Annotated in this window: 27 protein-coding genes and 1 tRNA gene; 10 read left to right on the top strand and 18 right to left on the bottom strand. The window is 68.9% G+C overall.

All coding sequences use genetic code 11. The features are described from left to right. Positions 1-21 precede the first annotated feature (21 nt). From FJ887_RS15475 to FJ887_RS15450, 6 genes are all read left to right on the top strand, one after another. Entirely contained in the window at positions 22-345 is a 324-nt protein-coding gene (locus FJ887_RS15475) for a DUF202 domain-containing protein (protein WP_137824253.1), read from the top strand. 139 nt (positions 346-484) lie between these two features. Continuing rightward, on the top strand, positions 485-805 hold the full coding sequence (locus tag FJ887_RS15470) for a hypothetical protein (RefSeq protein ID WP_140955578.1): 321 nt from the start codon (positions 485-487) through the stop codon (positions 803-805). Positions 806-842: 37 nt separating this feature from the next. Continuing rightward, complete coding sequence (locus FJ887_RS15465) at positions 843-1,769, top strand: AEC family transporter (protein ID WP_137824255.1); 927 nt, start codon at positions 843-845, stop codon at positions 1,767-1,769. A 99-nt stretch (positions 1,770-1,868) separates the two neighbouring features. Beyond that, the gene (locus tag FJ887_RS15460; RefSeq protein WP_249356416.1) at positions 1,869-2,957 is read left to right on the top strand and encodes a TIGR01906 family membrane protein; all 1,089 of its coding nucleotides are present in this window, start codon (positions 1,869-1,871) and stop codon (positions 2,955-2,957) included. 255 nt (positions 2,958-3,212) lie between these two features. Beyond that, positions 3,213-4,115, top strand: a complete 903-nt coding sequence (locus FJ887_RS15455; RefSeq protein ID WP_137824256.1) for an SDR family oxidoreductase — start codon at positions 3,213-3,215, stop codon at positions 4,113-4,115. Between the two features lie 69 nt (positions 4,116-4,184). Next, complete coding sequence (locus tag FJ887_RS15450; protein WP_140955577.1) at positions 4,185-4,463, top strand: hypothetical protein; 279 nt, start codon at positions 4,185-4,187, stop codon at positions 4,461-4,463. Between the two features lie 43 nt (positions 4,464-4,506). Here FJ887_RS15450 and ppk2 read toward each other — a convergent pair whose 3' ends face one another. Together ppk2 and FJ887_RS15440 are read right to left on the bottom strand one after the other, a co-directional pair. Further along, positions 4,507-5,409, bottom strand: a complete 903-nt coding sequence (gene ppk2 / locus FJ887_RS15445; RefSeq protein ID WP_137824258.1) for a polyphosphate kinase 2 — start codon at positions 5,407-5,409, stop codon at positions 4,507-4,509. 96 nt (positions 5,410-5,505) lie between these two features. After that, positions 5,506-6,726, bottom strand: coding sequence for an MFS transporter (locus FJ887_RS15440; protein WP_140955576.1), 1,221 nt, complete (start codon positions 6,724-6,726; stop codon positions 5,506-5,508). A 131-nt stretch (positions 6,727-6,857) separates the two neighbouring features. On the opposite strand from FJ887_RS15440, the gene FJ887_RS15435 reads away from it, so the two are divergent. Beyond that, positions 6,858-6,931 (top strand) — tRNA-Leu (locus FJ887_RS15435). Between the two features lie 40 nt (positions 6,932-6,971). After that, positions 6,972-7,469, top strand: coding sequence for a hypothetical protein (locus FJ887_RS15430; protein WP_137824260.1), 498 nt, complete (start codon positions 6,972-6,974; stop codon positions 7,467-7,469). A gap of 14 nt (positions 7,470-7,483) precedes the next feature. On the opposite strand, the gene FJ887_RS15425 is transcribed toward FJ887_RS15430, so the two are convergent. After that, a complete protein-coding gene (locus tag FJ887_RS15425; protein WP_137824261.1) occupies positions 7,484-7,867 on the bottom strand; it encodes a winged helix-turn-helix transcriptional regulator in 384 nt (127 codons plus the stop codon). A 92-nt stretch (positions 7,868-7,959) separates the two neighbouring features. Here FJ887_RS15425 and FJ887_RS15420 point away from each other — a divergent pair, with 92 nt between their 5' ends. Next, positions 7,960-8,580: an NAD(P)-dependent oxidoreductase gene (locus tag FJ887_RS15420; protein WP_137824262.1), complete on the top strand. Its 621-nt coding sequence runs from the start codon at positions 7,960-7,962 to the stop codon at positions 8,578-8,580. On the opposite strand, the gene FJ887_RS15415 is transcribed toward FJ887_RS15420, so the two are convergent. From FJ887_RS15415 to mfd, 10 genes are all read right to left on the bottom strand, one after another. Continuing rightward, entirely contained in the window at positions 8,573-8,854 is a 282-nt protein-coding gene (locus tag FJ887_RS15415) for a hypothetical protein (RefSeq protein WP_137824263.1), read from the bottom strand. The two genes, FJ887_RS15420 and FJ887_RS15415, sit on opposite strands and share 8 nt — an antisense overlap. A gap of 87 nt (positions 8,855-8,941) precedes the next feature. Further along, the gene (locus tag FJ887_RS15410; RefSeq protein ID WP_137824264.1) at positions 8,942-10,318 is read right to left on the bottom strand and encodes an NAD(P)/FAD-dependent oxidoreductase; all 1,377 of its coding nucleotides are present in this window, start codon (positions 10,316-10,318) and stop codon (positions 8,942-8,944) included. Between the two features lie 66 nt (positions 10,319-10,384). Then, positions 10,385-11,695 (bottom strand): S8 family peptidase, encoded by a 1,311-nt coding sequence (locus FJ887_RS15405; protein WP_137824265.1) that lies wholly within the window; start codon positions 11,693-11,695, stop codon positions 10,385-10,387. Beyond that, a complete protein-coding gene (locus FJ887_RS15400) occupies positions 11,692-12,630 on the bottom strand; it encodes a Ppx/GppA phosphatase family protein (RefSeq protein WP_137824266.1) in 939 nt (312 codons plus the stop codon). Before FJ887_RS15400 ends, FJ887_RS15405 begins: the two co-directional genes overlap by 4 nt. 9 nt (positions 12,631-12,639) lie before the next feature. Continuing rightward, positions 12,640-13,248 (bottom strand): DUF501 domain-containing protein, encoded by a 609-nt coding sequence (locus FJ887_RS15395; protein ID WP_249356418.1) that lies wholly within the window; start codon positions 13,246-13,248, stop codon positions 12,640-12,642. Further along, positions 13,248-13,748, bottom strand: coding sequence for an FtsB family cell division protein (locus FJ887_RS15390; protein ID WP_171006944.1), 501 nt, complete (start codon positions 13,746-13,748; stop codon positions 13,248-13,250). Before FJ887_RS15390 ends, FJ887_RS15395 begins: the two co-directional genes overlap by 1 nt. A gap of 367 nt (positions 13,749-14,115) precedes the next feature. Continuing rightward, on the bottom strand, positions 14,116-15,396 hold the full coding sequence (gene eno / locus FJ887_RS15385; RefSeq protein ID WP_137824267.1) for a phosphopyruvate hydratase: 1,281 nt from the start codon (positions 15,394-15,396) through the stop codon (positions 14,116-14,118). Between the two features lie 105 nt (positions 15,397-15,501). After that, positions 15,502-16,332 carry a tyrosine-protein phosphatase gene (locus tag FJ887_RS15380; RefSeq protein ID WP_137824268.1) on the bottom strand — a complete coding sequence of 277 codons (831 nt, stop codon included), beginning with the start codon at positions 16,330-16,332 and terminating at the stop codon, positions 15,502-15,504. Beyond that, positions 16,329-16,832: a MazG nucleotide pyrophosphohydrolase domain-containing protein gene (locus tag FJ887_RS15375; protein ID WP_250786264.1), complete on the bottom strand. Its 504-nt coding sequence runs from the start codon at positions 16,830-16,832 to the stop codon at positions 16,329-16,331. The genes FJ887_RS15380 and FJ887_RS15375 overlap by 4 nt, the downstream gene beginning before the upstream one ends. Positions 16,833-16,839: 7 nt before the next feature. Then, positions 16,840-20,373, bottom strand: a complete 3,534-nt coding sequence (mfd, locus tag FJ887_RS15370; protein WP_250786273.1) for a transcription-repair coupling factor — start codon at positions 20,371-20,373, stop codon at positions 16,840-16,842. A gap of 314 nt (positions 20,374-20,687) precedes the next feature. Between mfd and FJ887_RS15365 the strand changes: the two genes are divergently transcribed. After that, a complete protein-coding gene (locus FJ887_RS15365) occupies positions 20,688-21,404 on the top strand; it encodes a rhomboid family intramembrane serine protease (RefSeq protein WP_137826791.1) in 717 nt (238 codons plus the stop codon). Positions 21,405-21,523: 119 nt separating this feature from the next. On the opposite strand, the gene pth is transcribed toward FJ887_RS15365, so the two are convergent. The 5 genes from pth to glmU form a co-directional block, all read right to left on the bottom strand. Beyond that, positions 21,524-22,126, bottom strand: a complete 603-nt coding sequence (pth, locus tag FJ887_RS15360) for an aminoacyl-tRNA hydrolase (RefSeq protein WP_137826795.1) — start codon at positions 22,124-22,126, stop codon at positions 21,524-21,526. A gap of 221 nt (positions 22,127-22,347) precedes the next feature. Beyond that, a complete protein-coding gene (locus FJ887_RS15355) occupies positions 22,348-22,995 on the bottom strand; it encodes a 50S ribosomal protein L25/general stress protein Ctc (RefSeq protein ID WP_137826790.1) in 648 nt (215 codons plus the stop codon). A gap of 136 nt (positions 22,996-23,131) precedes the next feature. Continuing rightward, positions 23,132-24,184 (bottom strand): alpha/beta fold hydrolase, encoded by a 1,053-nt coding sequence (locus FJ887_RS15350; RefSeq protein WP_137826794.1) that lies wholly within the window; start codon positions 24,182-24,184, stop codon positions 23,132-23,134. Positions 24,185-24,387: 203 nt separating this feature from the next. After that, the gene (locus tag FJ887_RS15345) at positions 24,388-25,359 is read right to left on the bottom strand and encodes a ribose-phosphate diphosphokinase (RefSeq protein WP_137826789.1); all 972 of its coding nucleotides are present in this window, start codon (positions 25,357-25,359) and stop codon (positions 24,388-24,390) included. Continuing rightward, positions 25,352-26,809: a bifunctional UDP-N-acetylglucosamine diphosphorylase/glucosamine-1-phosphate N-acetyltransferase GlmU gene (glmU, locus tag FJ887_RS15340; protein ID WP_137826788.1), complete on the bottom strand. Its 1,458-nt coding sequence runs from the start codon at positions 26,807-26,809 to the stop codon at positions 25,352-25,354. Before glmU ends, FJ887_RS15345 begins: the two co-directional genes overlap by 8 nt. Between the last annotated feature and the right edge of the window lie 17 nt (positions 26,810-26,826).

The following is a 26,826-nucleotide window of genomic DNA, read 5'->3' as shown; positions in this document are numbered from 1 at the left end:
CCGTCGAAGTCCACGCGGTATATGCCGCACGAGGATCCGGGTCTGCAGCCGGAGCGGACGACCCAGTCGTGGCTGCGGACGAGCCTGACGATGACCGTCGTCAGCCTCCTCTTCATCCGCTGGATCACGATCTTCCCCGTCGTCTCCGTCTCCGTCTTCGTCCTCTGCCTCGGACTCGCCATCGCGGCGATCGCCATGCAGGCCGACCGCTATCGCATCGGTGCCGGATCGATCCGCGCCGAACGCGGTCAGCCGACACCGTGGGCGGTCATCTCCATCACCGTCTCCGTCTGTCTCATCGCCGCCCTCGGCATCGCCTCGGTGATCGAGCTGACCTTCGGCTGAGGGATCCCGGTTCGCCTCCATTCGGTCGCGGCGATCCGGACCTCTCCGCTCCGCCGACCTCCTCCGCCGCTCCGACCTCGACGTTCCTCGTCGTGAGACCGCCGTCCCGAGTCAGGACGGGCCTCCCTAGACTGGGGGCATGAAGGATGCCCAGGAAGTCTCCACTGCCCCACTCGTCGGCCTCGGCCTCATCGGCGGGTTCCTCACCGCCCGCGAGACCGGGATCCGCCCCCTCGGCGGGGTCGTCCTCGCCGCCGCCGGCGCGTATGCCGCGCGCACGTGGTACGTCAAGCGCGGCTGGCCCACGGCGACTGCCCTCAGCCTCGCCTACCTCGGCGGGTTCGGCCTCTCGCACCCCCTGGCGAAGAAGATCGGGGCCTGGCCTGCCGTCTTCACCGTGACCGCCGCGAGTGCCGCAGCCGCCCACTTCGCCGTCGATGCGGCCCCGGCGAAGGACTGACCCGACGACTCACCGAAACGAGGATCACCGGTAGCCCATGCTGGCCGTATTCGAAGGCTTCGCCGTCATCGCGGGGGTCATCCTCGTCGGGTTCCTCCTCGGGCGCTCCGGAGTCCTCGGGCCCAGCGGACAGCAGGTCATTGCGAAGCTCGTCTTCTACGCGGGCACCCCGACGCTGCTCTACGTCACGGTCTCCCAGACCGACCTCGGGCTGATCTTCAACACGGCGCTGCTCGCCACCGGCGGGTCGGCGATCATCGTCGGGTTCCTCCTCTTCGCCCTGACCCGCTGGGTGCGCAAGCGCAGCACCGGCGAGGCGATGTTCTCCGCGTGGGCGGTCAGCTACGTCAACATCGGCAACCTCGGGATCCCGATCGCCGCCTACGTCCTCCACGACGTCGGCTATGTCGCGCCCGTCCTGCTCTTCCAGCTCATCGTCCTCGCCCCGATCGGCATGACCGTCCTCGACGGAGCGGGCAAGAAGAAACACGACACCCATTGGTACTCGACGATCCTCCAGGTCGCGAAGAACCCGATCCTGCTCGGAGCGGCGGCAGGCGTGGCCGCCTCGGCGACGGGCTTCGAGCTTCCGCGATTCGTCTTCGAGCCGATCGACATGATCGGGGCGACGGCGGTGCCCGGTGCGCTGCTCGCGTTCGGCATCTCGCTCAAGGACGGGTGGGCGCTGCCGGTCAAGGGCACGCGTTCGCAGCTGAGCTACATCACCGTCGGCAAACTCGTCGCCCAGCCGGTCATCGCGTGGGCGATCGGCGGACCCCTGCTGGGCTATACGGGCATCGACCTGTTCGCCATCGTCGTCACCTCCGCCCTGCCGACCGCGCAGAACGTCTACATCTACGCGATGCAGTACCGCCAGTCCGAGGCGCTCATGCGCGACGCCGTCTTCATCACCACGGTCCTTGCCGTGCCGGCCCTCGTCATCGTCGCCGCCCTCCTCGGGTGAAGCGCGCCCTCCTCGGGTGAGGGCCGGCCGCCTCGGCGATATCGGGGTCCGTGGCGTGTCCTCCCGGGCTCGGCGCACCCTGTCACTGACAATGGGAGCGTGGCTGGAGACGAGAAGAACGAGACCGAAGACCTCCTGAGCAGGCGCATGAGCTCAGGGTCGACGAGTGCTGCCGATAAGTCCTCGGCACCGCTCGAGGCCGCGAACGACCCGTCGACCGACACCGAGGCGTTCGATCCGATCAAGGATCCCATCCTCAAGGAGGAGCCCCGCCCGTCGACCGGTCCGGTGCGTGTGGCACCCGCGCACTCGAATGCGCCGCAGGAGACCGCCCGCACCCGCGAGGTCCCCGCCAACGGTGCGGCCGCGACGGCCCCGGGGAGCGCTTCCCGCCCCTCGGTGATGAGCGAGGAGGACTGGGCGGCGGTGACGAAGGCCGCGACGTCAACCGACACGCACGAACCGGAGTACCCCGAACGCCGCCGGAACCCCCTCGACATCATCGGCACGATCTGGATCGCCCTGTCCGTGCCGTTCATGCTCCTCGCGCTCTCCGTGCGCGCGATCGCCTCGGGGATGTTCCTCAAGTTCGAGTACTTCCGCCCCGGCTTCCCGGCCGATCAGTTCGGCTTCGGCTCCGCCGACCGCGAGCACTACGGCACGTACGTCATCGACTACCTTCACAACCTCGACTCTCGCCGCTACCTCGCCGATGTCGTCATGCCCAACGGCGAACCCGTCTTCATCTCCTCCGAGCTCGACCACATGGCCGACGTCAAAGGCCTCATCTCCCTCCTCTACCTCATCGCGATCGTCGGCTTCATCGGCACGGTCCTCTTCTCCCTCTACCTCTCGCGCAGGAACGGGATGGGCATGCGCATCGGGTTCCGCCTCGGCGCGATCTTCAGCTTCATCGCGATGGCCGGCCTCGCCGTCGTCGCGCTGCTGGGCTGGGAGAGCTTCTTCCGCGGTTTCCACCGCGTCTTCTTCGCCGACGGGACGTGGGAGTTCTACGCCGACGACTCCCTCATCCGCCTCTTCCCGCCCCAGTTCTGGGTGGACGCTGGCATCGGCGCGGGCGGGATCTTCCTCCTCCTCACCATCATCCTCTTCCTCTTCAGCTTCGCCGGTCACAAGAAGCGCAAGGCCGCGAAGAAGGCCCAGCGCGAGTCCGCCGACCGCATCTGAGTCAGCGGCTCTCTGCGCGCACGCGCTCCACGGTTCCGGCCGGGTGGTCTTTCCCCTTCCACCCGGCCGCGCACTTTCTCCTCCTCCCCACCTCGCCGAGGCGGCTGATCCGCGCCGTTCCGCATCGCGCCGTGGGCATCAGGTGTGAGTCCCCGGCGAACCTCCCCTCCCGCTTGCACGGGCGGTCTGGTCTGAGTAACGTCGATGACAAGGCACCATGCCTGAAACCCGGCACCGATCGAAGGAGCCTCGACCATGGCGAATGATACCGATCAGCTGACGTTCCAGAACCCCGTCACCCGCTATCCCAGCATCACCCCTCCCCGGCAGGACCAGCCCGAGCCCGGCCTCGATCGCGACCTCGAACCCCAGACCGATCGCGGTGAGGACTCGTATCGCGGAACGGGTCGGCTCGAGGGACGCAGAGCTCTCATCACGGGAGGCGACTCCGGCCTCGGGGCGGCGATCGCGATCGCCTTCGCCCGCGAGGGGGCTGATGTCGCGCTCAACTACCTGTCCGAGGAGCAGCCTGACGCCGACGAGGTCAAGCGCGTCATCGAGGCGACCGGACGCGCGGTCCACCTCTTCCCCGGCGATCTCACCGACCCGCAGTTCTGCGCGCACCTCGTCAGAGACGCCGCCGACGCCCTCGGCGGGCTTGATGCCGTTGTCAACAACGCAGGCCGGCAGATCTCCGTCGAGGCGATCGCCGATCTCACCGACGAGCAGTGGGCGAAGACGTTCCAGACGAACATCGCTGCGATCTTCCACATCAGCAAGGCCTCCGCCGAGGTGCTGGCCCCGGGATCGACGATCGTCAACACCACCTCGGTGCAGGCGTACAGCCCCTCGGCCCACCTCCTCGACTATGCATCGACGAAGGCCGCGATCAACAACTTCTCGAAAGGCCTCGCCCAGCAGCTCGCACCCCGCGGCATCCGGGTCAACGCCGTCGCTCCGGGACCGTTCTGGACCCCGCTGCAGGTCTCCGACGGACAGCCGAAGGACGCGCTGCCCGAGTTCGGCAAGGACACCGCTCTCGGGCGGGCCGGTCAGCCCACCGAGGTGGCGCCCGCCTACGTGTTCCTCACGTCCCCGGAGTCGAGCTACGTCGTCGGTGAGACCCTCAACGTCAACGGCGGCCAGCCGACCCCGTGACCGCCGAGGCACCCTGGACCCCAGCGGTGAGCACCGCGCTCACCGCACCTCTGCAGAAAGGACATGCTCATGAGCTCCGAGACCACCCCGCCCGATGAGACCTCAAGCCCCGACACAAGCCCCGACAAGAGCTCGGAGCCTGCGGCTGCGGTGACGAAGGCACCGCAGGTGTCGACCGACGAGGACGGCAACACCGTGCGCGGCAGCGCAGCGGGCACCGACGGCACGACGGGCGAGCACCGCGCCGACGCACCTGACAGCACGGCCGATGACGACGGCCTCGTCGACGTCGATGAGGTCCTCACCGGCGAATCCTCCGACGACGGACCTCCTGAGATGCCCGCCTGAGAACGACACCGGCCCCCGTGCAGCGCACGGGGGCCGACTGTGCTCAGTCGTCGACGGCGTCGCGACCGCGGCGGACGATGAGCGGATCCGGTTCGTAGACGATCGAGGTGTCCTTGCCCGCGTAGTCGAACTGGTTGAGGAAGTAGCGCATCGCGTTGAGGCGGGCGCGCTTCTTGTCATTGCTCTTGATCGTGATCCACGGGGCGTGGTCGGTGTCCGTGCGGCGGAAGGTCTCCTCCTTCGCGAACGTGTAGTCGTCCCAGCGTCCCAGTGATTCGAGGTCCATCGGCGAGAGCTTCCACCGCCGGACCGGATCGATCTGGCGGATCGCGAAGCGGGTGCGCTGCTCGCGCTGGGTGACGGAGAACCAGAACTTCGTGACGTGGACGCCGGAGTCGATGAGCATCTTCTCGAACACGGGAGCCTGCTCCATGAACCGCTCGTACTCGTCGTCTGTGCAGAAGTCCATGACGCGTTCGACATTGGCCCGGTTGTACCACGACCGGTCGAACATGACGATCTCGCCGTTCGTCGGCAGATGGCTGATGTAGCGCTGGAAGTACCACTGCCCGGCCTCCCGGTCGGAGGGCTTGTTGAGGGCGACGACGCGGGCCGCACGCGGGTTGAGGTGTTCAGTGAAGCGCTTGATCGTCCCGCCCTTGCCGGCGGCGTCGCGGCCTTCGAAGACGATGACGTGCTTCGCTCCAGTGTCCTGGCCCCAGTACTGGAACTTCAGCAGTTCGACCTGGAGCCGGTACTTCTCGAGTTCGTATTCCTCCCGGTTCATCAGCTCCGGATACGGGTAGCCCTCGCGCCACGTCTCGACCGCCCGTCCCATCGGGTCGATGAGCTGCGGGTCGGTCGTGTGGCTGTCGGCGACCGTGTAGCCTTCGACCCTGAGCTTGTCGATGTACTCACGCAGGTTCTCGTTCGGGAGGATGGACACGAAGACTCCTTCACTGCTCAGCTGCCGGTGTGGGGGAAGGTGTCGTGACCCGGTCACGACCCCGGCGTCTCGGACGGTACTGGTGCGAGGTGAACATCAGGTTATGCGATCGACGTCGTGTTTCGGAACCAGGGCCGCGCCGATCAGCGGTGCGGCGGCGACGATGACGAAGGCCCACGGGTACCCGAAGGCGGTGATGAGCGCCCCGAGTCCGGGTCCGACGAGCGCCGAGACCGCGAACTGCCCCGTGTTCTGCGCCCCGAGCGCTTTCCCCGACCAGCGCGGCCCCGCGGCCTCGGCCACCGAGGCGAAGGCGAGTCCGTTGTCGGCCACCGATACCGACGAGGCGAGGACGAAGACGAGCGCGGCGACGAGGGGCAGCGGGGTGAGCGAGATGAGGGCGACGGCGAGAGTGAGGACGCAGGCGGCGACGGCGACGAGGCGGATGAGCGCGACCCGAGAGCCGAGGGCGTCGGAGGCGGCGCCGATGATGAGGCGACCGAGCGCGCCGATGATCTGCGCGGCCGCGACGATCCCGCCGGCGACCGCGGCAGGCACTCCCTGGTTGGCGATGAGCCAGATGAGCCCGTAGGTCGAGAACGCGAACTGCGGGACGACGAGGAGGGCGGAGACCGTGTGGATGCGCCAGAGGAACCCGTCGGAGCGATAGGGATTCATCGCCGAGGCGGTGCCTGGGTCTCCGTGCTCCGGTGCGCTGGGTGGACGGGCCGCCTCGGCGCGGGGAGGGTTCCGGACGAGGACGACGGTGACGATCGTCAGCACCGCGGTGACGGCGGCGGTGAACCAGAGGTAGGCCGTGATGCCGCCGGCCGCGGCGAGCGGCGGGACGGCGAGGGCGGCGACGCTCGTGCCCAAGGGCTGTGACATCTGGCGGATGCCCATGGCGAGGCCGCGCCGATGCCGGGGAAACCAGCCGATGACGACGCGTCCGCTCGCCGAGTTCACCGAGGCCGCCGCGGCCCCGGCGAGGGCAACGGTGACGATGAGCCAGGCCGGCGACGCGGAGAGCGGGACGGCCGCGGCGGAAGCGAGCGCGGTGAGTCCGAGACCGAGCGTCATCGCGAGCCGCTCACCGAACCGGTCGGCGAACGCACCCCAGGCGATGAGCGTGAGGATGAGTCCGAAGCTCGGGGCGACCCCGACGGTCCCGGCGCGCGTGAGCGAGTAGCCGAGCTCGGTGTGGAGGTACGGGATGAGGAATGCGGGACCGGTGATCGCCACGGTCGCCGCCATCTGTGCGAGCACTCCGACGACGAGGATGACCCAGGCCTGTCGGCTGGGCGCGGGCATCGTCATGGGGTGAGGCTAGTCCCTGGTCAGCGCGGACGCGGCCGTGTCTCAGATCGCGGCCCCAGGCGGGGACGATATAGTGATGCTGGCGATGAGCACGCTGCCGGCGCAGGGCCACTGCGGGCACGGCGCCGTCACCCCCTGTAGCCCAATCGGCAGAGGCAGTCGACTTAAAATCGATTCAGTCTGGGTTCGAGTCCCAGTGGGGGGACCGTGTCGCCGGAGACCGCGAAGTCCGGCATGATCGTCCTATGACTTCAGCGCTCATCATCCCCGGCACTCCCCCGCAGGCCGTCACCGGCCTCGACGACCCGATGACGGTCGCCGCCCCCGGACCGGCCGTGCTCTTCGATGACCGCATACCGGCAGGTCGGCTCGACCCGCATGCCGGACGCCCGTCCGGGTCCGCGGCGGATCCGGAAGCGACAGCTCCCGAGGCGACAGCGCCAGCACCCACCGTGTCCGTTCCGGAGCGCCCGCTGGCCTACCGTGAGGCCGGCCGGGACTGGCACGTCATCGGCTACGAGGCCGCCGACCATTGGGAGAACCTCTCCCCCGCACTTCGGACCCGGCTCCTCGCCGATCGCACCGCGCCCCTCGACGTCGACGAGTTCAAGGCGATGACGAACGGCGCGAGCGCGTCGATGATCACGAACAACTGGGTCCGCTCCGGCCACCCCCGGCAGTACCGGATCGCCGGTGAGCTGCGGGATCTCGCCGAGGTGCTCGCCCGCATCGCCGACACCTGAGCCGGCGCGCCCCCTCAGCTCAGGAGCGCCGTCTCAGCGGCCACCTCGGCGGCCTCCCGGTTGTGCTCGATCCGTGCGACGTTGAGCTCGGCCCAGCGGCGCAGCGCCGCGACGGGTTCGAGCAGGGAGCGACCGAGGTCGGTGAGGCGGTACTCGACGCGCGGGGGAACCTCGGCGAAGGCCTCCCGCGCGATGAGCCCGTCAGCGACGAGGGATCGCAGCGTCGAGGTGAGCACCTTCGGGGTGATGCCGCCGACGGCGAGCCGGATCTCGTTGAAGCGGCGCGGCCCCGCCTCGAGGGTCTCGATGATGAGCACCGTCCATTTGTCGCCGATGCGGTCGAGGACGATGCGCGTCGGACAGTCGGGGTCGAACGCGTCGCCTTCCCAGTCGAACATTGTGCGAGAACTCCAATAGTATCTTTGAGGTACCTTCTATCCTCAGTATATCGTCACAGCATCAGGCACCGCACACCACGGAAGGACTCATCATGAGAATCGCACTCTTCGGCGCATCGGGAATGGTCGGCTCGCGCGTGGCGGCCGAAGCCGCCGGCCGCGGACTCGAGGTCACGGCGATCACCCGCACGGGCACCGACGTCCCCGGAGTCGCCCACAACCTCACCGGCGACATGGCCGATGCCGCCCTCGACGCGCAGGTCGCCGCCGACCACGACGTCATCATCTCCGCCACCGGCCCCAGCCGCACCGGCGGCGACCACGGCGAATGGCTGCAGGCGCTGCAGATCCTCGCTGAGGCGAGCGGCGACACCCCGCTCTATGTCGTCGGCGGAGCCGGTTCCCTGCTCGTCGACGGCGAGACGATGCTCAAGGACACTCCCGGATTCCCCTCCGTCTACAAGGCCGAGGCGGAGACGGGCACCCGCGCCCTCGAGTTGCTCCGGGCGGGCGACTACTCACCGTGGACGATGCTCTCCCCCGCCCCGGAGATCGCCCCGGGCGAACGCACCGGTTACTACGCCGTGGGAACCGACGCACCCGCCGGTGAGCGGATCTCCGCCGAGGACTTCGCCGTCGCCCTCATCGACGACGTCGAGGACCCGCAGCATGTCGACGCCCGCTTCACCGTCGCGAACTCCGAGGTCAACTGACCTCTGACCGTCGGCTGAGCGAATAGTCCTGTGAGGAGATCGCGCCGTTGGTGCACACGACGCCGCGGTCCAAGGCCCCCGGAGCCGTCCTCGCCTGGTCGCAGTCGGTCTCCTTCGTCCCCTGATAGACCGCGAGGCCGGTCATCGACCCGGGAGCAGTCCCGCAGTGGCCCTCTGGGAGGGAGTCCTCCTCGACGAGCGTCTCGTCGTCGGTGGGGGCAGGGTCACCGGCCTCCGTCGCCGAGGTGGGGCTCGACTGCGGTCGCGCCGACACCTGTCAACGACGACGCCCCGGGAGTGCGGTCGCACTCCCGGGGCGTCGGTCTCGTCTGCGGACTCTATCCGTCAGACGTGGTCAGCATCAGGCCTTGACGGGCTCTTCCTTCTTGGGAACCGGCTTCGACTCCGCGGCCTCGACGAAGCTCTTGCGGGGCACGTCGAGGTCGACGAGCTCCGTGGTGTCGCGGCCGAGGACGAAGTTGAGGATCCAGTTGCCGAAGACCTTGACCTTGCGGTCGATGCTCGGGATCGCGTAGCCGTGGTAGGCGCGGTGCATGAGCCACGCAAGGAGACCGCGGGCTTCGAAGTCGCCCATCTGCGAGACGCCCTTGTAGAGGCCGAGACCGGCGACCGATCCGATGGTCTTGTGGAAGTACTGCTTGAACTCGGTCTCTCCGCGCAGGGCGGCGAGCACGTTGGCGGCGAGCACGGGCGCCTGACGCACGGCATGCTGGGCGTTGGGCACGCAGTAGCCGCCCACACCGCCACCGGAGAGATCGGGCACCGCGGCATTGTCACCAGCGGCCCACGCGCCCTCGACGACGCCGTCTTCGCCTTCGACGCGGAGGTCGGCGCGCACAGTCACGCGGCCGCGCTCGTCGATCGGCAGGTCGGAGTCGATGAGGACCGGGTTGGCCTTGACGCCGGCCGACCACACGATGGTGTCGGCGTCGAACTCCTCGCCGTTCGAGAGCTTGACGCGCTTGTCGGTGCAGTCCTGGAGGAACGTCTCGAGGTAGACGTCGATGCCGCGCTCGCGCAGGTGCTCGACGACCCAGCGGGCCTGCGCCTCGCCGACCTCGGGCATGACGCGGCCGAGGGCCTCGACGAGGACGAAGCGGACGTCGGCCTCGGTGAGGGTCTCGTACTGCGCGATCGCGGAGCGCACGACGTCCTCGAGCTCGGCGAGGAGCTCGATGCCGGCGAACCCGCCGCCGACGAAGACGAAGGTGAGAGCTTTGCGACGCTCGTCGTCGTCCTCCATGAGGGCGGCGTCGGCGAGGCGGGAGAGGAGGTGATCGCGCAGGGCGACGGCTTCCTCGATCCGCTTGAGGCCGATCGCGTTCTCCTTGAGGCCGGGGATCGGCAGAGTGCGGGCGACGGAGCCGGCAGCCATGACGATGTGGTCGTAGTCGAGTTCGAACGGCTCATCGTTCTCAGGTTCGACGACGACGAACTTGTCGGCGTGATTGATCGACGTGACCTTGCCGGTGATGACCTCGGCGCCGGGCAGATTGCGGCGCAGCGGCACGACGGCATGACGCGGCTCGATCGAGCCGGCAGCCACCTCGGGGAGGAACGGCTGGTACGTCATGTACGGGTTGGGGTCGATGACGGTCACGGTGGCTTCACCGCGGCCGAGATTCTTCAGCAGATTCTGGGCCGTGACGAGACCGAGGTATCCGCCGCCGACGACGAGGATGCGTGGACGCAGTTTCGAGTTTCTGATGAGAGCCATGACCCCATCCTAGGCCCTTGTGAAAACTTTCACTAATCATCATCGACGTCCCAGATGAGACGCGTATCACGGCTCGCCGAGTCGCCTCCGCATCCGCTTCCGGCGGGCGGAGACGATCGCTGCCGCGGCAAGGAGGATGAGTCCGATGGCGCCGCCGACGCCGAGCGCGGCGTACCCGAGCGTCGGCGTCGACTGGGTGGCGACGACGTCCTTCGGTGCCACGGCCTTCGGCTGGTCGCCCTCGGCGGGCGCCGCGGTCTCGGTCTGTCCGCCGCTGCCTTCGGCACGCCGGTGCATCGTCACCCAGGAGGCGAGATCGTCGGCGGCACTCGGCACGGTCTTCGGCACATCGGAGTCCATCGCCGCCTGCGGGTCGAGCCGCCCCCAGCCGACGGTCGGGTCGGGTTTGTCGGCCGTGCTCTGACCCTTGTGCCCGGTCACGGGCTTCGCGGTCGAGAGCAGCTTCGCGGCCACCTCGTCGGCGCTGAGGTCGGGATTGTCCGCGCGGATCAGGGCGGCGACCCCGGAGACGACGGGCGCGGCAAACGAGCAGCCCTGGCCTTCGGCGTATCCGCCGGAGTAGAACGGGATGGGGATGTCGGCGGCGGGGCCCATGAGGTCGACCGCGGTCCCCGGTGCCGTCGAGGCGTCGAGCACCCGGCCGTTCTTCCCGAGTCCGCCGACGCCGATGACCCCGGGCACCGTCGACGGCGACCACGCCTGGGTCGCGCCCTGGGAAGCGTTGCCGACGCAGGCGACGACGAGGACGTCCTTCTCGTAGGCGTATTTGAATGCCTCGTCCCAGCTCGACGGCCACGCGGGGTCGTCCCAGCCCAGGGACATGTTGATGATCTTCGCACCGTTGTCGACGGACCAGCGGATCGCCTCCGCCGCCTGCTCACGCGTCGATCCCGATTCCTTGGGACGGTCGGGGCCGAGCCACATCGAGGCGGAGAGGATCTCCGCGTCGGGGGCCACCCCGATCGGCCCGGCGCCCTCGCCCTGACCGGCGATGACGCCGGCCACGGCGGTGCCGTGGTGGATCGTGTCCTTGCCGCCGATCGGTGTCGTGCCGTCCTTGCCGAGGCCGCTGAAGTCCTTCGCGGCCGTCACGACGTCCTTGAGGTCCTCGTGGTCCTTGTTGACGCCGGAGTCGATGACGGCGACCTTGACGCCCTTGCCCGTCGTCGTCTTCCACAGCTCTTCGATGCCGTAGTCGCCGATGAACCACTGACCGGGCCCCGGCTTCGGGGCGGCGAGGGCCGGCTGCGCGGTGCCGACGACGAGTCCGAGGACGACGCCGATGAGCGCAAGCTTCGTCAGCGCACGGGGGCGGCGCCCGGTGCGCGTCGTCGGCGGTGCGCTGCTTCCGATCATGACGCGAGGTCGAGGGCGATGCCGTCGAGGATGTCCGTCTCGGAGACGGTGATGGTGAGCTCGCCGCCCGCAGCGCGCACGGCATCGGCGACACGGGCGACGACGCGGGCGAAGATCAGACCGCCGGCGGCGATGACGTCGACGCGTCCGGGGTGCATGTACGGCAGTGCGGCACGGGCCTCGCGGTCCATCCGGAGGAGCGCCTCGGCCTGGCGTTCGACGTCGGCGACGGTGAGCTCGGCCCCATGGATGCGCTCACGCTGGTAGCTGTCGAGCTCGAGGATGCCTGCGGTCAGGGTCGTCACGGTCCCGGCGACGCCGATGAAGGTGCGGGCCGCGGACAGATCGACGACCTCGGCGGCGCGATCGAGGTGCTCGTCGATATCGGTCACGGCGGCGCGGACCTGGGCGTCGTCGGGCTGATCGGTGCTCATGTGGCGCTCGGTCAGGCGCACCGATCCGATGTCCATGCTCACCGCGGACTCGACCGCCTCGGTGCCGAGGACGAGTTCCGTCGATCCCCCGCCGAGGTCCATGACGAGGAACGGGCCCTCGGACCCGCTACGGCCGGCGGTGGCGCCGAGGAAGGACAGGTGAGCCTCCTCATCCCCGGTGATGACATCGGGGACGACACCGAGGATCGCGAAGATCCCGGCGAAGAACTCGTCCCGGTTCTTCACATCCCGGCTCGCCGAGGTGGCGACGAAGCGGATCTTCTCCGGCGCGAACTCCGCGGCGGCGTCGGCGTACTCCTGGGTCACGGCGAAGGTCCGTTCAAGGGCTTCGGGGGCGAACTCCCCCGTGGCGTCGACTCCCTGGCCGAGGCGGACGATGCGGGTCTGACGGAGGAGTTCGGTCATCCGGCCGGACTCATCGATGTCGGCGACGAGCAGGCGCAGCGAATTGGTTCCGCAGTCGAAGGCGGCAACGCGCATGGTTCTCTCCTAGTCCGTCGTCTGCGAGGCGGCGTCGGGTGATGACGCGGCGGCCGGGGACCCCTGCCCTGTCTCGGAGTCCGCACCCGGGGTCGACTCCGCTGTCGCCTCGGCGGGGGTGACGGCAGGGGTGGGAACGTCGGTCATCAGGGCGATCGCACGGTCGCCGATCGGGTTGGCTCCGGGCCCGGCGGCCAGGGCGTGGCCGACGAGGGCGTGGAGGCATTTGACCCGAGTCGGCATGCCGCCGGCGGAGAAGTCCGCGATCTCCTCGACCTCGGCGATGCCGGCGGCGCAGCCGATCTCGGAGCGGACGGCGAGATAGGAGTCATGGGCTCGGGCATAGGCGGCGGCGAGCTCGTCGTCGGTGCCGAGCTCCGCGGTCCATTCGGCCATGATCCCCGCGGCTTCGAGGCGGGAGGACTCGGCGACGTAGGCCGGGTGGGTGAGGTAGAACGTCGTCGGGAAGGGGGTGCCGTCCTCGAGGCGCGGAGCGGTCGCGACGACGAGGGGCTCACCGGTGGTGCTGCGGGCGGCGATGCCGACGACCCCGCGGGGAATGCGTCCGAGCTGCTCCTTCAGCGTTGCGAAGTCCGCCTCGGTGCACTCTGTGATCATCAGTCCGTTCCCGTCGTGTTGCTCGAATTGCCGACCTCCTCGATCGACTCCAGCAACTCAAGGTACCAGGCTTGGCTGCGCTGTGGGCGCGTTGTGTCCGAATCGTCATCGTCTTCCGAGTCCTGGTTGGTGACGATGACAGCGTTCTTGCCCTTTTCGACGTAGTACTGGTCTTCCCTCGCCTTGCGGGCGACGTAGGTCGGGTCCTTGAGATTCTCGTTCTTCTCCCGCAGCGCCTCGACCTCGGAGCGGGTGGAATCGATCTCATTGTTGAGCGCCGCGATCTGCTGCGCCTGCTTGAGTGCGGAGTTGATCGAGGGCAGGAACGTCACGAGCACGATGGCGATGACAGCGAGGAACACTCCGGCCTGCCAGGACATCCGGCGCCCGCGCGCATCACGGCTCGCGGTCGCCTCGACGACGGGTTTCGGGCGTCGCCGAGGAGCGGCTTTGCCGGGAGCCGTCTTCGGGGCAGTTCTTCTCGGTTTGCTCGGAACCATGACTCTTCCTCTGCGGCCGGGGATTGGGAAGGCAGCCGCAACACAGATAAGTCTGCCTGGTCGGGTCGGGGCGTGCCGGGATTTCCACGCCGTGGCGTGTTCGGTGTCGGCGATTCCGCAGGCATCGCGGACGCCGCGATTCACGCACCGACATCGCCCACCGTCGTTGTCCACAGCCGCCCACACTCCATCCCCAGAGTTATCCACAGGCGGGGAGCGCCGCCGCGAGCAGTGGCTGCGCGAGCGCCGAGGCGGGGGACGGGTGACCGCGAACGATCACTCGACCCCCGCCTCGGTGTAGGTGGGGTCCTGCCTGCGGAAATCCGCCGCCGGGAATCAGCCGACAGGGACCTGCCAGCTCAGTCGCTCAGGCTTCGAAGCGCGGGAATGCGCGCTTGCCGGCGTAGCGGGCGGCATCGCCGAGCTGCTCTTCGATGCGCAGCAGCTGGTTGTACTTCGCGACGCGCTCGGAGCGGGCGGGCGCGCCCGCCTTGATCTGGCCGGCGTTGGTCGCCACGGCGAGGTCGGCGATCGTCGTGTCCTCGGTCTCCCCGGACCGGTGCGAGATCATCGTCGTGTAGCCGTGCGTCTGCGCGAGCTCGACGGCGTCCAGGGTCTCGGTGAGCGTGCCGATCTGGTTGACCTTGACGAGCAGCGAGTTCGCGGTGTCGTTGTCGATGCCGCGCTCGAGGCGCTCGGGGTTGGTGACGAAGAGGTCGTCGCCGACGAGCTGGACCTTCGACCCGATCGCGGCGGTGAGCTTCGCCCAGCCCTCCCAGTCGTTCTCGTCGAGCGGATCCTCAATCGAGACGAGCGGGTACTTGCTCAGCAGGTCCTCATAGTAGGCGGCCATGTCCTCGGCCGACTTCTTCTCGCCTTCGAACTCGTAGGCGCCGTCCTTGAAGAACTCCGAGGACGCGACGTCGAGGGCGAGCGCGATGTCACGGCCGGGACGGTGACCGGCGATCTCAATGGCTTCGAGGATGAGGTCGAGGGCCGCGGCGTTCGACTCGAGGTTCGGCGCGAACCCGCCCTCGTCGCCGAGACCGGTGGAGAGGCCGCGCTCCTTGAGCACGCCCTTGAGCGCGTGGTAGACCTCGACGCTCCACTGCAGCGCTTCATGGAAGCTCGCCGCACCGATCGGGGCGATCATGAATTCCTGGATGTCGACGTTCGAGTCGGCATGCGATCCGCCGTTGAGGATGTTCATCATCGGCACCGGCATGACGTGGGCGTTCGGGCCGCCGAGGTAGCGGTAGAGCGGGAGATCGGCCGACACCGCTGCCGCGCGGGCGACGGCCAGCGAGGTTCCGAGGATCGCATTCGCGCCCAGGCGGGACTTGTTCTCCGTCCCATCGAGGTCGATGAGGGCCTGGTCGACGAGGCGCTGATCATCGCTCTCGAGGCCGACGATGGCCTCGTGGATCTCATCGATGACGGCTTCGACGGCGTTCGTCACACCCTTGCCGAGGTAACGCTCGGGATCGCCGTCACGCAGCTCGACGGCCTCGAACTCACCGGTGGAGGCGCCGGAGGGCACTCCCGCGCGACCGACGGACTCGTCGGCCAAGAGCACTTCCACCTCGACGGTGGGGTTGCCCCGGGAATCCAAGATTTCACGGGCGTTTGCGGCAACGATCTCAGCCACTGATTACTCCTTAGCAGTCGGTGTCACATGGGAAACATGTGCCTGCCCGCAAGCTTAGTGCACAACCGGGCACCGCCCGGCCCCGCTCGATGCGCGGAACCCGGGCTACGCCGCCTGCCCGTCGCTGACCTGCAGGAGCCGTTCACGCAGCCGCGCCGGAGTCTGCGGGTCCATCCCGTTCTCGAGCAGGTACTTCTCCACCGCATCGTTGCCGTACGTCCGATCGAGGGAGGTGAGTATTCCCGCCAGCAGTTCGCGCGGGGCCGAGGTCGCCGCCTCGGCGAGGTTGCCGGAGATGCCGGCATCGGAATAGTTGCGCCGGATGCTCTCGAGGAAGGATCCGCCGAGGTGGTCCTCCGTGACCGTGTAGTCGTCGAGGATGTCGTCCCGGTCGACCCCGAGGAGGGCGAGGACGAAGGCCGCGACGAGCCCGGTGCGATCCTTGCCGGCTGAGCAGTGGAAGACGACGCCGGTCTCGCAGCGGTCGGCGACGGTGTCGACGGCGAGGGCGAGCCGAGGGCCGAAGTGGGCGATGAGGTAGTCGTAGATGCGGCGCAGGGACCGGTCGCTGAGGTCGATTCCCGTGGTCTCGGCGAATTCGATCATCTCCTCCTGCGACAGCGGGGCGGCTGGGAAGAACTTGTCCTCGAAGATCGGCAGGGCGATGTAGTCGATGTCGAGGCCCTCGAGCGCATCGGGGTGCTTGTCCCGCTCGCCGATGTCGCGGAGGTCGACCACCGCCGTGATCCCCAGCCGGGCGAGCTCCTCCCGGGACCGGTCGGTGAGCTGGGCGAGACCGTCGGCGCGGAACACCCGACCGGTCGCCACCGACGATGCGTCGGCCGTCCCGCCTGTGGCTGCTCCCCCGGTCACCGGGGCCCCGCCGAGGTCGCGGAAGTTGAACGTGCCCTCGATGTCGATCCTGTCCAAGCTCACTCTGCGTCCCTCTCTGCTGGTGCCGCTTCCGCGGATGTCCCGGTCTGTGCGCGCTCGGCGGCTCTCTGCGCGCGCTCTGCGGCCTTGATCCGACGGTACTCCCTCTCGACGTCGGCCAGTGACGGCATCGGCCCCTCACGCCCGTGTCCGTCGAAGGCGAGCGGATGGCGACGGATGAGTTTGGCCTCGAGCGCGTCGATGACCTGCCCGAGTGTCGTCCCGTACTCCGATCCGCCGCTCTCATCGAGGAGGGCTGCGTGGAAGAGGACCTGGTAGAGGACGTCGCCGAGCTCCTCGACGACGTGGTCGCGGTTGCCCGGCGAGGGGTCGGCGGTGAGCTCCTCGAGGGCGTCGATGAGCTCCTCGGTCTCCTCGCGGGCATACCGGATGAGGCTCCGATGGTCCTGCTCGGACGACCACGGGCACCGCGCGCGCAGCACCGCCATCGCCTCGACGGCCCCCTCCAAGCGCTCGGCCATGACACTCGCGTTCTCGTCCACGGCCGCCTCACACCCCCGCGTCGACGACGACGGAGGGGACCACCTCGGCGGGTGCGGCGGGCACGATCGCGTCGAGGAACTGGTGGGCCCAGCGGAGGATGTCCGAGTCCGTCATCTCCTTGGCCCCGAACCCGTCGCCGGCCATCGGCTTGGGCACGAGGACCGAGCGGATGGCGGGTTTGAGCAGGGACTTCGGGTAGAGGCGCTTGAGCCGCACGAGCTGGGAGTCCTCGAGTTCGACGGGCCCGAAGCGGACGAAGTTGCCCTGGACGACGATGTCGCTGACCCCGGAGGCCCGGGCGCGGATGCGCAGTCGGGCGACGTCGGCGAGCACGCCGACCGCCTCGGGGTAGGGACCGTAGCGGTCGACGAGTTCGTCGAGGACCTCCTGGAGCTCGTCCTCGTTCGCCGCGGCCGCGAGCTTCCGGTACGCCTCGAGGCGCAGCCGTTCGTGGTCGACGTAGTCGGCCGGCAGGTGCGCGTCGACGGGCAGTTCGATGCGCATGTCCGCTTCCGGTTCGGTGTCCTCGCCGCGGAAGTTCGCGACGGCCTCCCCGACGAGGCGGACGTAGAGGTCGAAGCCGACCCCTTCGATGTGGCCTGACTGCTGACCGCCGAGGAGGTTGCCGGCTCCGCGGATCTCGAGGTCCTTCATCGCCACCTGCATGCCCGCACCGAGCTCGGTGTGCGCGGCCAGTGTCGTGAGGCGGTCGAGCGCGGTCTCGGTGAGCTGCGTGTCGGGCGGGTAGAGGAAGTACGCGTACGCGCGTTCGCGGCCGCGGCCGACCCGTCCGCGCAGCTGATGGAGCTGGGAGAGGCCGAACCGGTCGGCGTGGTCGATGATGAGCGTGTTCGCGTTCGCGATGTCGATGCCGGTCTCGACGATCGTCGTGCACACGAGGACGTCGTACTTCTTCTCCCAGAAGTCGACGATGACCTGCTCGAGCCGGTGCTCGTTCATCTTGCCGTGGGCGATCGCGATGCGAGCCTCGGGCACGAGTTCGGCGAGGTGCGCGGCGACGGCCTCGATGTCCTTGACCCGGTTGTGGATGAAGAAGACCTGGCCCTCGCGCATGAGCTCACGGCGGATCGCGGCTTTGACCTGCTGGTCCTCGTACTTCCCGACATAGGTGAGGACGGGGTGGCGCTCCTCCGGCGGGGTCGCAAGCGTCGACATCTCCCGGATGCCGGTGACCGCCATCTCCAGGGTGCGCGGGATCGGGGTCGCCGACATCGCGAGGACGTCGACGTTGGTCCGCATCGCCTTGAGAGTCTCCTTGTGCTCGACGCCGAAGCGCTGCTCCTCGTCGATGATGACGAGACCGAGGTTCTTGAACCGCACCTCGCCGCTGAGCAGGCGGTGGGTGCCGATGACGAGGTCGAGCTTGCCGTCGGCGAGGTCGGACACGACCTTCTCCGATTCCGCCTTCGTCTGGAAGCGGGAGAGCGCCCCGACGGTGACGGGGAATCCTGCATAGCGCTCGGCGAAGGTCTCGAAGTGCTGTTGGACGAGCAGGGTCGTCGGGACGAGGACGGCGACCTGCTTGCCGTCCTGGATCGCCTTGAAGGCTGCGCGCACGGCGATCTCCGTCTTGCCGTAGCCGACGTCGCCGCAGATCAGGCGGTCCATCGGCATGGACTTCTCCATGTCGGCCTTGACCTCGTCGATCGTCGTGAGCTGATCGCCGGTCTCGACGTAGTGGAAGGCGTCCTCGAGTTCGCGCTGCCACGGGGTGTCGGGCCCGTACGCGTGGCCGACGGTGGCCTGGCGCGCCGAGTAGAGGCGCACGAGCTCTCCGGCGATCTCCTTGACGGCCTTGCGCGCCTTCGCCTTCGTCGTCTGCCAGTCGGCGCCGCCCATCTTGTTCAGGCTCGGGTTCTCCCCGCCGACGTAGCGGCTGACCTGGTCGAGGGCATCGCTGGGGACGAAGAGGCGGTCACCGGGCTGCCCGCGTTTAGCGGGTGCGTATTCGATGATGAGGTATTCGCGGGTGTGCTTCGCCGCGCCCTTGCCCGTCGTCCGCTGGGTCATCTCGACGAACTTCCCGACCCCGTGCTGTTCGTGGACGACGAAGTCGCCGGGTGCGAGGTTGAGCGGGTCGACCTGGTTGCGCTTGCGGCGGGTCGGCAGCCGGCGCATGTCCCGCGTCGAGGTGGCGGCGGCGCGCCCGAGGACGTCGGCCTCGGTGAGGACGGCGAGCTTGAGGTCGTCGAAGACGAAGCCGCCGAAGGGCGCTGCCGTCGTCACGGTCACCAGCGCCGGGGGCACGTCGGTGGGGTCGTCGACGAAGGTCGCGGGGATGCCGGCCTCGGAGAACACCTCGACCATGCGCTTGCCCGGTCCCTGGCCCTCGGTGAGGACGAGGATCCGCCACTGGTCGTGGATGAGTCCCCTGACATCGGCGAGGATCGCCTCGACGTCCCCGGCGTAGCCCTTCGGGGGCCGGGCCGGGAGGGAGAAGATGTTGTCACCCGGCGCCGCGATCTCGGCGTCGGCGGCGAAGCCCCCGATCTCCCACCACGCGAGTCCGATGAGTGCGGCGCCCTCGCGCATCTCGTCGACCGTGCGGAACGTCGCCGCGGAGAGGTCGATGGGCGTCTCGCCGCCGCCGGCTGCCCCCGACCACGCGGCTTCGAGGAACTCATTCGTCGTCACGACGAGGTCGGCGGCGCGCGCCTGCACGCGCTCGGGTTCGGCGATGATGATCTTCGTGCCCGCCGGCAGGAGCGCGATGAGCGGCTCCATGCCGTCGGCGAGGACCGCGGTGAGCGATTCCATGCCCTCGACGGCGATGCCGGCGGCGATCTTCTCGAGCATGTCGGCAGCCGCCGGCAGGGTCGGGGCGAGTTCGGCCGCCCGTGCCCGCACGGAGTCGGTGAGGAGGAGTTCGCGAACCGGGGGTGCCGAGAGGCGCAGGGGTTCGGCGTCGGCCTCGGCGGGGATCGACCGCTGATCGGTGACGGCGAACTCGCGGATCTCATCGACCTCGTCGCCGAAGAACTCGATGCGCAGGGCATGATCGGCCGTCGGCGGGAAGATGTCGACGATGCCGCCGCGCACCGCGTATTCGCCGCGCCGGGAGACCATGTCGACGCGCGTGTATGCGAGTTCGGTGAGGCGGGCGGAGAGCTCCTCGATGTCGGTCTCGTCGCCGACGGCGACCTCGATCGGCGGGATCTCGCCGAGGCCCTTGGCCAGGGGCTGGAGGAACGCGCGCACGGGGGCGATGACGAAGGTGAGACCGCGGCCGGGCTTCGGGTGGGCGAGGCGGCGGAGGATCTCGAGGCGCTGGCCCACGGTGTCCGACCGGGGTGAGAGCTTCTCATGCGGCAGCGTCTCCCAGCTGGGGAAGACGGCGATCGACTCCGCGGGCACCCAGTCGGCCAGGGACCGCGCGAGGTCCTCGGCTTCACGCGTCGTGGCGGTGACGATGAGCTGCGGGGAGGTGGCCTCACCCGCGGTCACCGTCCGGCGCAGGATCGAGGGCCACAGTCCGCGGATCGCGTCGATGGTGCCGTGCGTCGTCGCCGGGTCGCCCATGGCTTCGACGAGTTCTGTGACGGCGGGGTTCTGCAGCGTGAGATCGAGTCCGGTGAGCACCCCACAATTCTAGGCCACGGGACGGACACGGGACCCTGCTGTTCGCCGGCGGCGCACAGCGGCACCGCCGGTCGGACCCCGGGCTCGCACTCCGCGCCCAGGTCAGGGTCACTGCTCCCGGCGAACCGCCTCGGCGAGGTCAGGCGCTGACCTCGCCGCCGGACCCTGGACGGTCAGTGACGGAACGGTCACGATTGCCTGCGCACACGGGTGTCTCTGGGTGTTCTCCAAACTTCGTCTTGGATAATCGGGTCATGAGCTCCGACGAATCCCCCCGCTTCACCGCCGAGGAGTCCCGCCTCCTCTTCGGCACCGACTCACCCACCCCCGGCCAGCCCCGGGCGGGAGCCCAGCCGTCCCTGCGCGACCGCATGAGATCGGCGGTCGGCCGAGGCGGCGGACTCTCGCGATTCGCCCCGGTCTTCGTCCTCCTCGCGCTCATGTGGATCATCGAGATCGTCGATGCGATCCTGCCCGCCGACCTCGACCTCCTCGGTCTCCAGGCCTGGAATCCGATCTCGCTCTACGGCGTCATCACCTCCCCGCTCCTCCACGCCGGGTTCGGTCATCTGCTCGCCAACACGTTCCCGTTCCTCGTCCTCGGCCTCTTCATCGCTGCCGAGGGCGCCCGCCGCTTCTGGCTCGTCACCGCGATCACCGCGGTCGTCGCCGGGGTCGGGGCGTGGCTGACGACGACACCGGGGACGTACATCGTCGGCGCCTCGGGGATCGTCTTCGGCTACTTCGGCTACCTCGCGGTGCGGACGTGGTTCACCGACGACGTCCTCCGCAAGATCATCTACTTCACGATCGGGTTCTTCATCTTCATCACCTACGGGGCCTCCCTCGTCTTCGGCATGCTCCCGCAGGCCAACGGCGTCTCCTGGCAGGGTCATCTCTTCGGCTTCATCGGCGGCGTCCTCGCCGCGTGGCTCATCCACCGCAGGCAGGGCTCGCGCACGACGGCATGAGCGGTCCGACTGGCGTGAACGGTCCGGCTGGCATGAGCAGTCGAGGAGACGTGAGCGCGGCGTCTGCGCGGACCCGAACCGACCTCGCCGAGGCGGTCCGTCCGTTGCGCAGCCCCGGTTCAGCTGCGGGCGTGGAACTTCTCCTGGACGGGCAGCAGACCGTCGATGATGAGCATCTCGACGGCGTCAGCGACATCGGAGACGAAGATCGGCAGCGTGGTGCGTTCGTCCTTCGAGAAGGGACGGAGCACGTAGTCGGCGGTGTCCTGGCGTCCGGGCGGGCGGCCGACGCCCGCGCGGATGCGCACGTAGTCCTTCGTGCCCAGCGCCGAGGTCATCGACCGCAGGCCGTTGTGGCCGCCCTCTCCCCCGCCGATCTTCGCCTTGATCGTGTCGAAGGGCAGGTCGACGTCGTCATGGACGGCGATGATGTGGTCGGGGTCGATGCAGTAGAAGTCGGCGAGCTGGCGGACCGGGCCGCCGGAGTTGTTCATGTACCCCGTCGAGGTGGCCAGCACGACGCGCGGGCCGGGGACGCCGGGCACGCGTCCGTGCGGCAGCCGCCCGGTGCCTGCGTTCGCGGCCATCTTCGTCCGCTTGAGGGTGATCCCGCACCGCCGGGCGAGGTCGGCGACGACCATCTGACCGATGTTGTGCCGGGTCGCCGCGTACTCCGGCCCCGGGTTGCCGAGTCCGAAGACCAGCCATGGTTCGCTGCTCATCGCAGTCCTCTCCTCATACGTTTCCGCCGCCTCGGCGAACCGGGCGCCGGCAGCTGCGCTCACGTCAACACAACGGTGGAGTCGTCGCCGCTCTCCTCGACACGTCCCACACTATGCAGTTCGGCGGGCCGCCACGGTGGCGGCCCGCCGAATCAGCGACTCACGGGACGGTGGTCCGTCTCAGACCAGCGCGGTCAGACCGGCCGGTCAGACCAGTGGGGTCACTCCTCGTCGGAGGACTCCTCCTCGGAGGCAGCCTCGTCGGTCGACTCCTCGTCCGTGGTCTCCTCGTCGGTGGTCTCGTCGGCGTCGGACTCGGTGTCCATCTCGACCTCTTCGGAGACGTTGACGATGAGCAGCTCGGGGTCGGCGACGAGCTCGACGCCGGCGGGCAGCTCGACCTGCTCGGCGAGGATGTGCTCACCGGCCGGGCGGCCTTCGACGTTGACCTCGAAGAGCTCGGGCAGCTTGGTCGCGTCGGCGAGGACGGCGAGCGTCGACTCGACCTGCGAGACCATGGTGCCGGGCGCGGCTTCGCCGATGACGTGGACGGGAACGTCGACCTCGATCTTCTCGCCGCGCTTGACGATGATGAGGTCGACGTGCTCGATGTCGCGGCGGACGGGCTCGATCTGGACGTCGCGGGCGATCGCGAGGACGTTCTTCGATCCGTCGGTGCTCTTGATCTCGAGCAGCGCGTTGGCGTGCTTGAGGGCCATCATCGTGGCGTGGCCGTCGAGCGAGACGTGGACGGGATCGCCGCCGTGGCCGTAGACGACCGCGGGGATGCGACCGGCGCGGCGGATGCGCCGTGCTGCGCCCTTGCCGAATTCGTCACGGGGTTCGGCGATGAGTGTGAAGTCAGCCATTTTCTCTCCTTCGTGGTGATTGCTCATGCACCACGGCGAAACAGCCAGCCGCACTCGGGTGCCGGGCACCGCAGGAGTGGGTCAGGACCGCGTCGATCACGGAAGCGCAGCCGCTTCCCTCGCCGAGGCAACCCGACTATTCTACGGCACCCTCCGTGGCTGTTCCAAGTCGTGAGGTCACCGCGCTCACACACGCCTCGATGCCCTCGGGGGTGAGCAGGATGTCGTAGTGGTTCGTGCCCGGCACCTCGACGATCCGCATCCGCGGCCACTCCTCGGCGAAGTTCGCGACGACCGCGGGCGGATAGAGTCCGGGCTCGGCGGCGACGAGGTCGCGTTCCGCACAGAGGAACGTCACGTCGGCCTGACGTTCGTCATCGCCCATCACCGCCGCGAGGGCCGCGGGGTACGCCGTGCCTGCGTACATGTCCGCGGAGTCGGCCTGCATCGCCTCGACCGACGTCGAGGGCTGGAACGTGTCGTCGTCCTTCGCCGCGAGGTCGTAGACGAAGCTCTCCGTCGCGACCGTGTCGAGTCCGTCGGCGAAGGCGGGGTGGGCGGCGAAGAACGCGAGGTACTCCTCGACGGTGTCGAAGCTCATCGACAGCCGCTCGGCGGCCGGGCCGAGCACCGCGGCGATGAGATCGTCGGTGTCGAGCGCGGCGTTGAGCCCGTCGTCGCTGTCGCGGTCGGAGCCAGCGGCGGACCCCGCGCTCGTCCCCGCACCCGGCAGCGCGAGCGGGAGGGGAAGTCCCCCGTCGATGAGGACGGGGCCGCGGAAGCGGACGGTCGCCTCGGCGGCCTCCCGGCCATCGCTGTCCAGGGCGGCCGGCAGACCGGCCAGGGTCATCGCGACGAAGCCTCCCATCGAATGCCCGACGAGGGTGACGGCACTCGAATCGGAGAACGTGGTGATCGCGGCGAGCACGTCCTCGGCGTGCGCGACCATTCCGAAGGGAGCCCCGAGGAGCCGGGAGTCGGCCCGTCCGCGCAGGTCGGGACCGATGATGCGGACACCGGACAGGAGCGGGACGAGACCGGCGAAGAAGAGGTGGTTCGAGGTGATCCCGTGGATGACGCAGACGGTGGGCACGGGCCCGGGCTCGGCGGAGATCGGCTCCCAGACGCCGACGGAGAGCTGGCCTCCGGCGACATCCACCCGGTAGCGGTTGTAGTCGTGGGTCGACATCGTCACGGCTCCCTTCCTCGGCTCACTCCTCAGTGTAGAACGCCGGAGCGCACCGTCGGCCGCTCAGCTGTTCCGACCTCGCACTGCCGAGCTCAGTGTGCCGACCGCAGCGCGCCGTCGGCAGCCCGCCGACCACAGCAACCGGGCAGTGAATGCGAACGCACCCCCACCGGCGGCGGGGGTGCGTTCGGAGGTGCGGGAGCTCAGACCTCGAAGAGGCTCGTCACCGACCCGTCCTCGAAGACCTCGTGGACGGCGCGGGCGATGAGCGGGGCGATCGAGAGCACCGTGAGCTTGTCGAACATCTTGTCCTCGGTCAGCGGCAGCGTGTTCGTGACGATGACCTCCTCGGCGACGGAGTTCTCGAGGCGCTCGACGGCGGGACCGGAGAAGACGGCGTGGGTGGAGACGACGATGACGTTCTTCGCACCGGCGGCCATGCAGGCGTCGGCGGCCTGGACGATCGTGCCGCCGGTGTCGATCATGTCGTCGACGAGCACGCACGTGCGGCCTTCGACCTCACCGACGACGCGGTTGGCCTTCGTCTCGTTCGGCCGGGTGATGTCACGGGTCTTGTGGATGAAGGCCAGCGGCACCCCGCCGAGCGCGTTCGACCAGTTCTCCGCGACCTTGATGCGGCCGGCGTCGGGTGAGACGACGGCGAGGTCGCCGGGGTACTTGTCCTTGACGTAGCCGGCGAGGATCGGCATCGCGATGAGATGGTCGACAGGACCGTCGAAGTAGCCCTGGATCTGCGCGGTGTGGAGGTCGACGGTGATGATGCGATCCGCACCGGCCGTCTTGTAGAGGTCAGCGACGAGGCGGGCGGAGATCGGCTCACGGCCGCGGTGCTTCTTGTCCTGGCGGGCGTAGGGGAAGAACGGCGCGATGACCGTGATCCGCTTCGCCGAGGCGCGCTTGAGGGCGTCGACCATGATGAGCTGCTCCATCAGCCATTCGTTGATGGGAGCGCTGTGCGACTGGAGGACGAAGACGTCGCAGCCGCGCACCGACTCGGAGAACCGGACGTAGATCTCGCCGTTGGCGAAGTTGTAGATGTCGGTGGGGAGCAGTTCCGTCCCCAGGTTCTCCGCGACCTGCTCAGCGAGTTCGGGGTTCGCCCGTCCGCTGACCAGAACGAGCTTCTTGTCGCCCGCCGTCGTTATCTCATTCACTGATCCGCTCCCCCTCGGATGCGGCCTCGGCGGCCCGCGCTGCGGGCGTGCCGGGGCGATTGGCTTCAACCCAGCCCTCCAGGTTGCGCTGCGGTGCCACGTTGATGGCGAGCGCCCCTGCAGGGACATCCTTGCGCACGACGGTGCCGGCACCCGAGTAGGCGCCGTCGCCCACCGTCACAGGGGCGACGTACATGTTGTCCGAGCCCATCCGTGCATGCTTGCCGACCGTCGTGCGGTGCTTGGCGACGCCGTCGTAGTTGACGAACACCGAGGCGGCGCCGATGTTCGTGCCCTCCCCGATCTCCGCATCGCCGACGTAGGAGAGGTGGGGCACCTTCGCCCCGGGTCCGATCTCCGCGTTCTTCGTCTCGACGAACGTGCCGATCTTGCCGTCAGCGCCGAGGTTGGTCCCCGGACGCAGGTAGGCGAACGGTCCGACGCTGGCTCCGGGGCCGACGATCGCGAGTTCCGAATGCGTGCGCACGACCTGGGCGCCGGCCCCCACCTCGGTGTCCTTGAGCGTCGAATCCGGTCCGACGACTGCGCCGTCCCCGATGTCGGTGGCGCCGAGGAGCTGGACTCCGGGCAGGAGCGTGACGTCCTGGCCGAGGGAGACGTCGACGTCGATCCACGTCGTGTCCGGGTCGATGATCGACACGCCCGCGCGCATCCACTTCTCGCAGGTGCGGCGATTGAGCTCCTTGCCCAGCTGCGCGAGCTGGACGCGGTCGTTCGCGCCCTCGACCTGCCAGAGGTCGTCGGTCGCGGTCGCGGCGACGGGCAGGCCGGCGTCGTGGGAGACGGCGACGACGTCGGTGAGGTACTTCTCGCCCTGGGCGTTGTCGGTCGTCAGGGACGACAGGCCCGTCCGCAGGGCGGCGGCGTCGAAGGCGTAGATGCCGGAGTTGATCTCGTGGATGGCGCGCTCGGCCTCGGTCGCGTCCTTCTGCTCGACGATGCGCAGGAGGTTGCCGGCGCCGTCGCGGACGATGCGTCCGTAGCCGGTGGGGTCGCCCACCTCGGCGGAGAGGACGGTGACGGCGTTGCGCTCACCTTCGTGGACCTCGACGAGGCCGGTGATCGTCTCCGTCGTCAACAGCGGCACGTCGCCGTAGGTGACGACGACAGTGCCGTCGAGGTCGGCGGGCAGCTGGGTCAGCGCGCATTCGGTGGCGCGTCCGGTGCCGGGCACCTCATCCTGGTCGGCGACGAGGACGGTTCGCGTCGAGGTGATCGAGAGGTCCTCGAGGTGGGCGACGAGCTGATCGCGTTCGTGGCGGACGACGACGACGAGGTGGTCGGGAGAGGTCCCCGCCGCCGCGGCGATCGCGTGGTGGAGGAGGGACCGACCGCCGATGGGGTGCATGACCTTCGGCAGCGCCGACTTCATCCGGGTGCCCTGGCCGGCGGCCAGGACGATGACGGCTACGGGTCGGGTCTGCGGCATTGAAAAGAATCCTTCGC

The sequence above is a fragment of the Brevibacterium sp. XM4083 genome (assembly GCF_006489205.2).
GTDB lineage: Bacteria > Actinomycetota > Actinomycetes > Actinomycetales > Brevibacteriaceae > Brevibacterium.
Note: the sequence above shows the minus strand (reverse complement) of the source record. Positions and strands in the feature narration are given on the sequence as shown.